Annotated in this window: 13 protein-coding genes; 5 read left to right on the plus strand and 8 right to left on the minus strand. The window is 63.6% G+C overall.

Annotated features, from left to right (window positions below; all coding sequences use genetic code 11):
- Positions 1-261, plus strand: a 261-nt coding sequence (locus B2V21_RS11495) for a M23 family metallopeptidase (RefSeq protein ID WP_286916913.1), incomplete at its 5' end; no start/stop codon positions are given.
- Positions 262-371: 110 nt separating this feature from the next.
- Here B2V21_RS11495 and B2V21_RS11500 read toward each other — a convergent pair.
- From B2V21_RS11500 to phoB, 3 genes are all read right to left on the minus strand, one after another.
- Positions 372-1,712 (minus strand): hemolysin family protein, encoded by a 1,341-nt coding sequence (locus B2V21_RS11500; protein ID WP_043192150.1) that lies wholly within the window; start codon positions 1,710-1,712, stop codon positions 372-374.
- Positions 1,713-2,022: 310 nt separating this feature from the next.
- A complete protein-coding gene (phoR, locus tag B2V21_RS11505; protein ID WP_240050041.1) occupies positions 2,023-3,288 on the minus strand; it encodes a phosphate regulon sensor histidine kinase PhoR in 1,266 nt (421 codons plus the stop codon).
- A 71-nt stretch (positions 3,289-3,359) separates the two neighbouring features.
- Positions 3,360-4,049 (minus strand): phosphate regulon transcriptional regulator PhoB, encoded by a 690-nt coding sequence (gene phoB / locus B2V21_RS11510; RefSeq protein ID WP_043192154.1) that lies wholly within the window; start codon positions 4,047-4,049, stop codon positions 3,360-3,362.
- A gap of 144 nt (positions 4,050-4,193) precedes the next feature.
- On the opposite strand from phoB, the gene B2V21_RS11515 reads away from it, so the two are divergent.
- Positions 4,194-4,589 (plus strand): hypothetical protein, encoded by a 396-nt coding sequence (locus B2V21_RS11515; protein ID WP_049860383.1) that lies wholly within the window; start codon positions 4,194-4,196, stop codon positions 4,587-4,589.
- Between the two features lie 39 nt (positions 4,590-4,628).
- On the opposite strand, the gene ubiA is transcribed toward B2V21_RS11515, so the two are convergent.
- A complete protein-coding gene (gene ubiA, locus B2V21_RS11520; protein ID WP_192000349.1) occupies positions 4,629-5,519 on the minus strand; it encodes a 4-hydroxybenzoate octaprenyltransferase in 891 nt (296 codons plus the stop codon).
- Positions 5,519-6,064 carry a chorismate--pyruvate lyase family protein gene (locus tag B2V21_RS11525; RefSeq protein WP_376787066.1) on the minus strand — a complete coding sequence of 182 codons (546 nt, stop codon included), beginning with the start codon at positions 6,062-6,064 and terminating at the stop codon, positions 5,519-5,521. Before B2V21_RS11525 ends, ubiA begins: the two co-directional genes overlap by 1 nt.
- Before the next feature lie 180 nt (positions 6,065-6,244).
- Here B2V21_RS11525 and B2V21_RS11530 point away from each other — a divergent pair, with 180 nt between their 5' ends.
- From B2V21_RS11530 to B2V21_RS11540, 3 genes are all read left to right on the plus strand, one after another.
- Entirely contained in the window at positions 6,245-6,412 is a 168-nt protein-coding gene (locus B2V21_RS11530; RefSeq protein ID WP_049860547.1) for a rubredoxin, read from the plus strand.
- Between the two features lie 218 nt (positions 6,413-6,630).
- On the plus strand, positions 6,631-6,903 hold the full coding sequence (locus B2V21_RS11535; protein ID WP_049860380.1) for an HU family DNA-binding protein: 273 nt from the start codon (positions 6,631-6,633) through the stop codon (positions 6,901-6,903).
- Positions 6,904-7,076: 173 nt separating this feature from the next.
- Positions 7,077-7,448 carry a helicase gene (locus B2V21_RS11540; protein WP_286916914.1) on the plus strand — a complete coding sequence of 124 codons (372 nt, stop codon included), beginning with the start codon at positions 7,077-7,079 and terminating at the stop codon, positions 7,446-7,448.
- A gap of 16 nt (positions 7,449-7,464) precedes the next feature.
- Here the strand turns inward: B2V21_RS11540 and B2V21_RS11545 are convergent, their stop codons facing one another.
- The 3 genes from B2V21_RS11545 to B2V21_RS11555 form a co-directional block, all read right to left on the minus strand.
- Complete coding sequence (locus B2V21_RS11545; protein WP_049860378.1) at positions 7,465-8,862, minus strand: aminoacyl-tRNA deacylase and HDOD domain-containing protein; 1,398 nt, start codon at positions 8,860-8,862, stop codon at positions 7,465-7,467.
- 88 nt (positions 8,863-8,950) lie between these two features.
- A complete protein-coding gene (gene recG, locus B2V21_RS11550) occupies positions 8,951-11,026 on the minus strand; it encodes an ATP-dependent DNA helicase RecG (protein ID WP_286916915.1) in 2,076 nt (691 codons plus the stop codon).
- On the minus strand, positions 11,023-11,462 hold a 440-nt coding region (locus B2V21_RS11555), incomplete at its 5' end, for a LysR substrate-binding domain-containing protein (RefSeq protein ID WP_286916916.1). The genes B2V21_RS11555 and recG, both read right to left, overlap by 4 nt.

Raw genomic sequence — 11,462 nt, forward strand, 5'->3', positions numbered from 1 at the left:
GGCAACTTCGTGCGCATCCTCCACGAGGACGGCACCATGGGTGTCTATCTGCACCTGATGCGCGGTTCGGTGAGCGTCAAGGAAGGGCAACAGGTCAGCGTCGGCTCGGCGCTGGCGCGCTCGGGCAACACAGGCAACAGCACCGGCCCGCACCTGCACTTCGTGGTGCAACGCAACGTCGGCCTGGCGCTGGAGTCGATTCCCTACCAGTTCGACCGGCCACTGGGCGTACTGCCCAACTTCGCCGTCGGCGGCCAGTAACCCCCTTGCAGCCACCCCCCCTGTGGGAGCGGGTTCTACCCGCGAAGGGGCCATCAAACCCACTGCACATCCCAACGCCCCACTCGCAGGCAGCACTGACCTGCCACAACTCACTCGATCTTGAGCACCTTGGCCAGGATGATCTTGGGCCCCTTCATCTTCTTGATGATGATGCGCAGGCCTTCTACCTCCAGCAGCTCCTCTTCCTCGGGCACCCGCTTGAGGGTCTCGTAGATCAAACCCGCCAGGGTTTCCGCCTCAATGTGATCCAGGTCCACCCCCAGCAGCCGCTCGACCTTGAACAGCGGCGTATCGCCCCGCACCAGCAGCTTCCCGGGTTGATAGGCCAGAATGCCGCGCTCGGCCTTGCGGTGTTCGTCCTGGATGTCGCCGACCAGCACTTCCAGCACGTCTTCCATGGTCAGGTAACCGATGATCTTGCCATCGGCCTCCTCGACCAGCGCAAAGTGCGCGCCGCCCTTGCGGAACTGCTCCAGCAGACGCGACAACGGCATGTGCCGCGACACCCGTTCCAGAGGACGGGTCAGCTCGGCCAGGTTGAACGACTCGGGCAGGTGGTCGAGCGCCGCCAGTTCCAGCAGCAGATCCTTGATGTGCAGCAGGCCGACGAACTCTTCGCGCTCGGTGTCGTACACCGGATAGCGGCTGAACTTGTGGCGACGAAACATCGCCAGGATTTCCTTGAGCGGCGCGTTGAATTCCAGGCTCACCAGGTCTTCGCGCGAGTTGGCCCAATCGACCACCTCCAGTTCACCCATCTCCACTGCCGAGGCCAGTACGCGCATGCCTTGGTCACTGGGGTCTTGGCCACGGCTTGAGTGCAGGATCAGCTTGAGCTCGTCGCGGCTGTAATGGTGCTCGTGGTGCGGGCCGGGTTCGCCCTGGCCGGCAATGCGCAAAATGCCGTTGGCACTGGCATTGAGCAGGTAGATGGCCGGGTACATGGCCCAGTAGAACAGGTACAGCGGCACCGCCGTCCACATCGACAGCAGCTCTGGCTTGCGGATCGCCCAGGACTTGGGTGCCAGCTCGCCAACCACGATGTGCAGGTACGAGATAACGAAGAAGGCGCTGAAGAACGACACGCCCTTGATGACTTCCGGCGACTGCACGCCGACGGCGCCCAGCAACGGTTCGAGGATGTGTGCGAACGCCGGTTCACCGACCCAGCCCAGGCCCAGCGAGGCCAGGGTGATACCCAGCTGGCAGGCGGAAAGGTAGGCATCGAGCTGGCTGTGGACCGTGCGCAGAATGCTGCCACGCCATCCATGCTTCTTGGCGATGGCCTCTACCCGGGTCGAGCGCAGCTTGACCATGGCGAACTCGGCGGCTACGAAGAAGCCGTTGAGCAAGACCAGGAACAGAGCGAAAAGAATCATGCCGAAGTCGGCGAACAGTGACGAAAGGGAGATGCCTGTGGAAGGGTCCATGGTGGCGTTTTACGGTGTCCGTGTGCTGGAGGGGAGTGAGGCGATACCCAGGGTGGGTAATGTGTTTGGCAATGTAACGGCTGGACGGGCCCTTGCCTAGGGGGTGTGCTGATAAGGCAGCCATATGCAGCGTTCTCCCAACACACCGCAGCGCCTGCTTCGCGGCCAATGACCGCTCCTACAGGAACACCACAATTTCCGTAGGAGCGGTCCGTGGCCGCGAAGGGCGCGCCGCGCTCCCTCCTGCACACCGCAGCGCCTGCTTCGCGGCCAATGACCGTCCCCCCCGACAGGATCGCGCCCTGCGCGGTTAACGAACCACCACCTGTACCAACGAGAAGTGACACGTGAAGATACTGCCATGACCCGGCACGCTGCTGATCTCCAGCGTCGCCCGATGGCGAAGCAGCACGTGCTTGACGATGGCCAGCCCCAGCCCGGTGCCACCAGTGTTGGAGGCTCGACTGGAGTCCACGCGATAGAAACGCTCGGTCAGACGCGGCAGGTGCTTGGCATCGATGCCGATCCCCGAATCCTGTACCCGTAGATGGGCGCCCTGGGCGTCGGTCCAGCAGCGCACCCGAATGGTCCCCTGTTCCGGCGTGTATTTCACCGCGTTGAAAATCAGGTTGGAAAACGCGCTGCGCAGTTCGGCCTCGCTGCCCTTGAGCAGCACCTCGTTCTCGATGTCCAGGCTGATCGTCTGGTTGCGCGGCCCGGACAGGGCCCGGGCGTCGCTGACGATACTGTGCAGCAGGGCCGTGACCGCCACCGGTAGGTTGTCCGAGGGGTAATCGGTGGCTTCCAGCTTGGCCAGCAACAGCAGGTCGTTGAGCAGGGTCTGCATGCGCACGCCTTGCTGCTCCATCTGTTGCAGGGCCCGGGTCCAGCGCGGGTTCACGTCCTCGACGTTGTCCAGCAGAGTTTCCAGGTAGCCGGTGATCACGGTCAGCGGCGTGCGCAGCTCGTGGGACACATTGGCCACGAAATCCTTGCGCATCTGTTCCAGCTGATGGATGCGGGTCACGTCGCGCACCAGCATCAGGTGTTCATTGTTGCCATAGCGGGTGATCAGAAATTGCACACGCAGACGGTCGTTGACCGGCGAGGGAATCTCCAGCGGCTCGGCGTACTGCTCTTGGGCGAAGTATTCCTTGAAGCGCGGATGGCGGATCAGGTTGGTCACCGGCTGACCACTGTCCTGGGGTGTCTTGAGCCCCAGCAGGGTCTCGGCCGCGCGGTTCCACCATTCCAGGTTGCCGTCGGCATCGAGCATGATCACGGCATCGCGCAGAGCCGCAGTGGATTCCTGCACGCGATCGATCACGGCCTGCAGACGCCCGCGCGCGCGCTGATCGCGGCGCTGCATGTGATAAATGCTGTCGAACACCTCACCCCACAGGCCATAGCCGTCGGGCGGCGGTTGATCCGGCTGGTGCTCGCGCAGCCAGCGGTGCAGACGCAGTAGCTGTTTGAGCGTCCAGGCCAGGTACACCGCCAGACCCAGTGCCAGACACCAACCGTAATGACCGGTGATCAGCCCGACCAGCAGGCACCCCGCTACCAGCAACAGCATGTGACGCACGAGGGTGGCATACCAGTCTTGTTTCACGTATCGCGCATCCTATGCTGTGAAAACCTGCCGGTTCAGCTCTTGGTGGAAAAGCGGTAACCGGTGCCGCGCACGGTTTGTACCAGATTTTCGTAGGCGTCGCCCAAGGCCTTGCGCAGCCGACGGATGTGAACGTCCACGGTGCGCTCCTCGACGTAGACATTGCCGCCCCAGACCTGGTCGAGCAACTGCCCGCGAGTGTAGGCACGTTCCTGATGGGTCATGAAGAACTGCAACAGACGGTATTCGGTAGGGCCCATCTCGGCGGGCTTGCCGTCGATGGTGACGCGATGGCTGATCGGATCCAGCAACAGGCCACCGACCTCGATCGGCGATTCGCCATCGCTGGGGCCGGCGCGGCGCAGCACGGCCTTGAGCCGGGCCACCAGTTCGCGTGGCGAGAACGGCTTGGTGATGTAGTCGTCGGCGCCGACTTCCAGCCCCTGGATCTTGTTGTCTTCCTCACCCTTGGCGGTGAGCATGATGATCGGGATATCGCCGGTCAGCTCGTCGCGCTTGAGGCGGCGTGCCAGTTCGATGCCCGAGGTGCCGGGCAGCATCCAGTCGAGCAGGATGAGATCGGGTTTGCGGTCGACGATGATCGCATGGGCCTGCTGCGCGTTCTCCGCCTCGAAGCTGTCGTAGCCTGCCATTTCCAGGGCTACGGCGATCATTTCGCGGATCGGTGCCTCATCGTCGACGATGAGAATGCTCCTGCCAGCCATTGTGCAAACCTCTTGTCATTACCCTGTCATGCGCCGCATTAGATAACGCGATTATTGCAGTCGTGTGACAGCTGCTCGAGCGTATCAAGTTATTCAGACTGTACTAAGCTGTAAATCCCTGTTCATTGATGACGAGAGGCACCCATGAAGACTCGTACGACTTCGGCCTGGACGGCCCTGTGTGGCGCCCTGGCGCTGACGCTGTCTGGCCTGGCCATGGCCGCCGACCACCCGCGCCTGGAGCCGGGCAAGGCGTTCGTCGACGGCCGCGGCATGACGCTCTACACCTATGCCGAAGACGAAGACGGCAAGTCGACGTGCAACGCCGACTGCGCGAAGAACTGGCCGCCGCTGATGGCCGACAAGGGTGCCGCCGACGACGGCGACTGGACCGTGATCAGCCGCGACGACGGCAGCCTGCAGTGGGCCTACATGGGCAGCCCGCTGTACACCTACAAGGCTGACAAGAAGCCTGGCGACACCAGCGGTGACGGCAAGAAAGATAACGCCTGGCAGGTCGCCCGTCCCGTCGAAGACTGAACTGCACACCTCGATCCGGCACGACGGCCAGGGAGGGCGTCAGCGCAGGGCGTAGTCGAGCACAATGCCCAGGAAGATCGCCAACCCTACCCAATGGTTGTGCAGGAACGCCCTGAAGCAGGCCATGCGCTCGCGCTCGCGGGTATGCCACCACTGCCAGGCGAAACACAGCGCGGCCACCGCCAGGCCCGCGTGGAACCAGCCGCCGAGGCCGAACCGTGCGCCGGCCAGCAGCAGGCAGGCCAAGGCCAGCCCCTGCAGGATGACAATGATCAGGCGATCGGCGGCGCCGAACAGGATGGCGGTGGATTTCACCCCGATGCGCAGGTCGTCATCGCGGTCGGTCATGGCATAGTAGGTGTCATAGGCCACGGTCCACAGCAGGTTGGCGATCCACAGCAGCCAGGCGGCCGCTGGCAACTCGCCAGTTTCGGCGGTGAATGCCATCGGCATGCCCCACGAGAACGCCATGCCCAGCACCACCTGCGGGTAGTAGGTGTAGCGTTTCATGAACGGATAGCTTGCCGCCAAGATCAAGCCGCCTACCGACAGGCCGATGGTCTGGGCATTGGTGCACAGCACCAGCACGAAACTGATGCCGACCAGCACGGCGAAGAACACCAGCGCTTCCTTGCTGCTGATCTTGCCGCTGACCAAGGGCCGCGCTTCGGTCCGCTTGACGTGGCCATCGACCTTGCGGTCGGCGAAGTCGTTGATCACGCAACCAGCCGCGCGCATCAGCACCACACCGGCGACGAAGATGACCAGATTGGCCAGCGAAGGCCTGCCTTCACCGGCGATCCACAGGGCCCACAGGGTCGGCCACAGCAACAGGTAGACGCCGATGGGCTTGTCCATGCGCGTGAGCTGAATGAAATCCCAGGCGCGCGGGTTCAGCCGGTTCAGCGACTTGAGCAGGCTCTGATACATCAACGGTGCTCCGCTGGGTTACGAACGGCTTGCCACACAGGCGGCAGGAAGACTTCGGCGACCAGCACCGCCAGCGACCCCCGGTCGAAACGCGAGCGTCTGGCCCACAGCCCCTCGCTGGCCTGCTGGGCGGGCAGCCACCGAGCCGGGTAGCGGCAGGTCTGAATGGGACCACGCACGAACGCCGGGTCGCAGAATAGCAGCTCGCCCAGCGAACGGTTGCCCAACGCCTGCATGTCCAAGTCACTGGCCTGCAGGCTGCTGCGCGCCGCCACGCTGCGGGCGAACACCCAGGGCTCGCCATGGCCGAGCAGACAGACCTCGCGTACCCAGCCTTGGCTGCCTGACGGCACAGCCAGCGCCAGGCATTCTTCATCACGCAGCGGTTGCCAGTCCTGCAGCAGCACGCGGACGCTGAAATGGTCATCGCTGAGCTGAATCAAACGGCGGGTCAGGGAGCCTGGATCGAACAGCCAGTCGCGTACCAGCGGGTCGGCGTCGGCCAGGCATTGCCAATCGGGGGAGGGGAATCCTGAATGGGGCACGGTAGTGAATCGGGTCGGCTGGAAAGACGTCGACTTTATCATGTTTGCCGGTACCGATTGGCCGCCCCCGCCTGATGAAGCTTGCATCGCGCGACGTTGATCAGTACAAACCGCGAGAGCCGGGCGACAACGTCTTACCATCGAGCGCCCGCCAGATCGCCTGAATACCGAGGGAACATGATGAAGAAGTGGCAATGTATCGTCTGTGGCTTGATCTATAACGAAGCCGACGGCTGGCCCGAGGATGGCATCGCTGCCGGCACCCTTTGGCAAGACGTGCCCGAAGACTGGCTGTGCCCCGACTGCGGCGTGGGCAAGATGGATTTCGAAATGATCGAGATCGGTTGATGGTGACCCGCATTCGGGTGCCGCATTGCCGATAGGCGCCGTTCTGTCGGAATAACCGGCACTTTGCCGTAACAAACCCGTGGCAGACACTGGCGCGCCCTCGTGCAGCGTGCCATTCTCACTCCGTCTGCCGCAGCGTAGAGCCTGCGGCGAGTTGGGCGTTGCCGTCCACCAGGCAGTCGCCAATAAAAACAAAAACCGCCATAAGAGGCTTCACCATGCGTAAACCAGAGCTCGTAGATGCCATTGCTGAAAAAGCGGACCTGACCAAGGAACAGGCCAACCGCGTCTTGAATGCCGTACTCGAAGAAATCACCGGCGCACTGCACCGCAAGGACAGTGTCACTCTGGTAGGCTTCGGCACCTTCATCCAACGCCACCGCGGCGCCCGCACCGGCAAGAATCCGCAGACCGGCGAGCCGGTGAAGATCAAGGCCAGCAATACCGTTGCCTTCAAGCCTGGGAAGTTTCTCAAGGACAGTGTGAACTGATCCACCTGGCACCGCGCTGCTGAGCGCCGCCCGCCATGGCACCCGGTCCGCCGGGTGCCTGCGACATACCTGCCGCCATAACGGCCAGATAGCCTGCCCCGCCTTAGCCGGACTGCCTTGAACGGGGCATTGCCGGTACACTCGCCGCCACTTTCCCGCGCCGAGACTTCGCCATGAAATTCCGCTTCCTGCTCTGGGCCATGGGCCTGATGATGGCCCGCGCCAGCCGCAACAACCCAGCCTTCGCCCAGCAGCTCAAGGACAAGGACCTGGTGTTTCAGTTACAGACACTGGACGGCAGGATCGCGCGGCACTTCATCGTCCGCGATCAACGGGTAAGCAGCCGCAGCGGCAGCGTGGAACAGCCGGCCTTCGCGATTGCCTTCAAAGACGCCAAGTACGGCTACGACACCCTGCAGGCCAGCAACAAGCAACTGGCGTTCATGCAGGGCATTCAGGACAAGCACATCCAGATCAAGGGCAATCCGGCGCTGGTGGTGTGGTTCCAGGGCGCGATGAAATACCTCAAGCCCAGAAAGCGCTGAGGTCACCGCGCACCTGTCAGTCGAACTGGTGGGCCAGCTCGCGCAGCAGTGCCTCGGCTTCCAGCACTTTACTGACTACCGCTTCGGCCTTGTCTCGGCTCAGTTCCAGGCGCTCGAACAAGGCATCCGGAATGTACTGATCGCCGCTGCCGATGCCGCGGCTGCGCAACAGGCGAATGGCCAGGCACACCAGATTGGCGTAGGCGGCGTGCTCGCCGGTGTAGCTGGGGTCGTGCTGGAACCGTAGCGCGGTGCTCAGTTCTTCCGGCATTTCCCAGTAGCGCATCAGCCAGGCGCCCATCTGCTCTCGCGTCACGCCCAGCAGATGCTGCTCGATGAAATCATGCTGCAGGTGCGGATTGACTTCGAGATGACGACAGATCAGCTGGAAATGCGGCGGAAACAGGTGAGCTAGCAGCAGATAGCCGAAGTTGTGCAGCAAGCCGGCCAGGTAGGTGAGGCCTGCTTCCGGGCGGCTGGCCCGAGGCATGGCACGGGTCAGGCCTTCGATCACTGCAGCCACATAAATGGACTGATGCCAGTGTGGCGTGGCCTGACGCGGATGATCCTTGGGCATGTTCAAGGTCTTGCCCAAGGCCAGACCCAGCGCCAGATTGATCACCAGATCGAAACCGAGCACCCGAACGATGGCGTCTTCCACCGAACGAATCTTGCCCGGTGAGGCGTAATAAGGTGACGCGGCCCAGCTGACCACCTGCGCAGCCAGCGCCGGATCGGTTTCGACCACGCCGGTGATGTCGTCGATGGTGGCATTGGGATCGACGCGCAGCTTGATGATCTTCTGTGCCGTGGTTGCCAGGGGAGGAATCTCGATGGTCGATTCCAGACGCTGTTGGATACGCCGTGCGGTGAAATTCTGCACCGCGCGGGTGATTTCCTTGCCGTCGTCATCGGGACGATCCAGGTTGGGGCGGACATTGGCCAAGGGTTGGCCAAAAGAGCCGGAACTGGCTTTGGTCAGCATCTTGCGGAAATCATCGCCGCTCAGTTCGAGCCACCCGCCGGGTTCGCCGGAGCTGACCAGCAACGTGGGTTCGAGCATCAAGCGCTCGTCGTACAGGCACGGCGAACTGGTCAGGATCGGCAGGCCCGGCAGCAAGGCCAGCTGGTGCTTGCCCAGCATAGCGGTCAGGCGTTCCTCGGACACGGCCGTGAGCTTGCGCCCGGTCAGTTCGGTCAAGCGATTCAGGTCCAGCAACTGACTCTGGGGAAACAGCACCATGAGTGCCCCGACCTCATCGGCCAGCAGAACCGCCTGGATCGTGCGGCCGGCATCGGCGGCGGTCACCTGTCGTGCATCCACCGCCGTCCAGGCGATGCCCGAATCGTTGAGCATCTTCTGGATCACGGAGGGGACGGGCGAAGTGACGGCTTCCAGCGCAAGTTCATTCATGGTCTGCATCCATTGTCCTACATTCGCCTCAGTATACTCAGCTTGCCCAGGAAACCGAGACCTGTATCACACAAGTTTCTGGAGCGCTTCAGACTTGACCGTATTGCTGCCCATGCCGCAGCCAGCGCTCGAGCAGCGGCGTGACATGGCCGGGCCAGCGTTCGATGAGCACCTGGGCCGCTTCGCGCACTGCCGGCAGCAAGTCGGCGTCGCGCATCAGGTCGGCGACCTTGAACTGCAGCAGGCCCGTTTGCCGGGTGCCCAGCATCTCGCCGGGACCGCGCAGCTGCAGGTCCTTTTCGGCAATCACGAAGCCGTCGTTGGTTTCGCGCATGATACCCAGCCGTTCCCGACCGATCTGCGACAAGGGCGGGTGGTAGAGCAATACGCAGTGGCTGGCGGCGCTGCCACGACCGACGCGTCCGCGCAGCTGATGGAGCTGGGCGAGCCCCAGGCGTTCCGGGTTCTCGATGATCATCAGGCTGGAATTGGGCACATCCACCCCGACTTCGATCACGGTGGTGGCCACCAGCAGTTGCAGATCGCCGGCCTTGAACCAGGCCATGACCTCGGCCTTTTCGGCAGGCTTCATGCGCCCGTGGATCAACCCGACCCGCAACTCACCCAAGGCCAGGGTAAGCTCTTCGAAAGTACTTTGCGCGGCCTGGCAGGTGAGCTCTTCGGATTCCTCGATCAGGGTGCAGACCCAATAGGCCTGGCGACCCTCGGCACAGGCGGCGCGCACCCGCTCGACCACCTCGGGGCGGCGGCTGTCGGCCACCAGCACGGTGTTGACCGGCGTACGCCCGGGCGGCAGCTCGTCGAGTACGGAGGTGTCGAGGTCGGCGTAGGCACTCATCGCCAACGTCCGCGGGATCGGCGTAGCGGTCATGATCAGCTGGTGCGGGCACATCGTTCCGCCCACGCCTTTCTGCCGCAATGCCAGGCGTTGCTGTACGCCGAAGCGGTGTTGCTCATCGATGATCACCAGAGCCAACCGGGCGAACTGCACCTCGGCCTGAAACAGGGCGTGAGTACCCACCACCATCGGCGCGCCACCGGCGATACGCTCGAGTGCACCGACCCGTGCCTTGCCCTTGAGCTTGCCGGCCAGCCAGGCCACTTCGATGCCCAGCGGTTCGAGCCAGCGCTGGAAGGTGATGAAGTGCTGCTCGGCGAGAATCTCGGTCGGCGCCATCAGCGCCACCTGATAACCCGCCTCCAGTGCCTGCAAGGCGGCCAGGGCCGCCACCACGGTCTTGCCGGCACCGACGTCGCCCTGCACCAGACGCAGCATCGGCTCGGGCTGGCTCAGGTCGTAGGCGATTTCCGCACCCACCCGACGTTGTGCTCCGGTGGGCGCAAACCCCAGGTTGTCCAGGTAGCGCACCGGCAGGTCCCGGGCCAGCGGCAGGGCAGGCGCGCGTTGGGCGCGCAGGCTTTCACGCAGGCGCTGCTGGGACAGCTGATGGGTCAGCAGCTCTTCGAAAGCCAGGCGGTGCTGAGCCCAGTGATGACCCACCGCAAGCTCTTCGAGGTCGGCATCCGGCGGCGGGCGGTGCAGGTAGCGGATCGCTTCATCCAGAGGGGCCAGTTGGTGCTCGCGCGCCAGCTCCAGCGGCAACCAGTCGGGCAGGCTGCGCGGCCCCAGCAGGTCGAGGGCCTGCTGCGACAACTGACGCAAACGCTGTTGGGTCAGGCCTTCGGTGGTCGGGTAGATCGGCGTCAGGTTCTGGTCGACCGGGATGTCTTGCTCCCCGGTCAGTACGCGGTATTCGGGGTGGTAGATCTCCAGCCCCGAGGCACCGGGCCGTGCTTCGCCATAGCAGCGCACATGCGTGCCGCGCTTGAGCGCTTCCTTCTGGGCATTGCTGAAATGATAGAAGCGCAGGCTCAGCGAGCCACTGCCATCGCCCAGGCGCACCAACAGGCTGCGGCGCTTGCCCATTGAGACGTCGGCACCGCTGACCACCCCCTCGATGACCGCATCCTGGCCAGGACGCAACGCCCCGATCGGGACCACCCGGGTGCGGTCCTGATAGCGCAGGGGCAGGTGGAACAACACATCCTGGAGGTTTTCGAGACCCACCTTGGCGAGTTTTTCCGCCATCGCCTCGCCCACGCCCTTGAGCGCAGTGACCGATACCTGAGCCAGCTCGGTCATGGCGCGTCGCGGCCCACCGGCTTGGCCACCGAACACAGACGGATCGAATCGGCGAGGATCTCGATGGCCTTGGGCCGCGGAAAGCTGGCGCGCCAGGCGATCGCTACGGTGCGGAACGGCGTCGGTGGGGTCAGTGGCCGGACTTCGATGACGCCAGGCGCGTAGTGATGGCTGTCGACGGCCGACAACGGCAGGATCGAAACACCCAGGCCGGACGCAACCATGTGCCGGATGGTTTCCAGCGAGCTGGATTCGACGGTGGTGTGCTTGGCGCTTTCCGAGCCCTTCGTCAGGGTCGGGCAGGCTTCCAGAACCTGATCACGGAAACAGTGGCCTTCACCCAGCAGCAGCAGGCTCTTGTCGTTGAGCAGGCCCGAGTCGATGGTTTCCTTGCGCGTCCAGGGGTGGTCCGCCGGCATCAGCACGTAGAACGGCT

Source organism: Pseudomonas sp. UBA6276 (assembly GCF_002438365.1).
Taxonomy (GTDB): Bacteria; Pseudomonadota; Gammaproteobacteria; order Pseudomonadales; family Pseudomonadaceae; genus Aquipseudomonas; species Aquipseudomonas coleopterorum.

What these genes read in the sequence shown, in the direction of transcription:
- B2V21_RS11500 (WP_043192150.1), bottom strand. Translation starts at nt 1,712, where the DNA reads ATGGACCCTTCCACAGGCATCTCCCTTTCGTCACTGTTCGCCGACTTC.
- phoR (WP_240050041.1), bottom strand. Translation starts at nt 3,288, where the DNA reads ATGCTGTTGCTGGTAGCGGGGTGCCTGCTGGTCGGGCTGATCACCGGT.
- phoB (WP_043192154.1), bottom strand. Translation starts at nt 4,049, where the DNA reads ATGGCTGGCAGGAGCATTCTCATCGTCGACGATGAGGCACCGATCCGC.
- B2V21_RS11515 (WP_049860383.1), top strand. Translation starts at nt 4,194, where the DNA reads ATGAAGACTCGTACGACTTCGGCCTGGACGGCCCTGTGTGGCGCCCTG.
- ubiA (WP_192000349.1), bottom strand. Translation starts at nt 5,519, where the DNA reads ATGTATCAGAGCCTGCTCAAGTCGCTGAACCGGCTGAACCCGCGCGCC.
- B2V21_RS11530 (WP_049860547.1), top strand. Translation starts at nt 6,245, where the DNA reads ATGAAGAAGTGGCAATGTATCGTCTGTGGCTTGATCTATAACGAAGCC.
- B2V21_RS11535 (WP_049860380.1), top strand. Translation starts at nt 6,631, where the DNA reads ATGCGTAAACCAGAGCTCGTAGATGCCATTGCTGAAAAAGCGGACCTG.
- B2V21_RS11540 (WP_286916914.1), top strand. Translation starts at nt 7,077, where the DNA reads ATGAAATTCCGCTTCCTGCTCTGGGCCATGGGCCTGATGATGGCCCGC.
- B2V21_RS11545 (WP_049860378.1), bottom strand. Translation starts at nt 8,862, where the DNA reads ATGAATGAACTTGCGCTGGAAGCCGTCACTTCGCCCGTCCCCTCCGTG.
- recG (WP_286916915.1), bottom strand. Translation starts at nt 11,026, where the DNA reads ATGACCGAGCTGGCTCAGGTATCGGTCACTGCGCTCAAGGGCGTGGGC.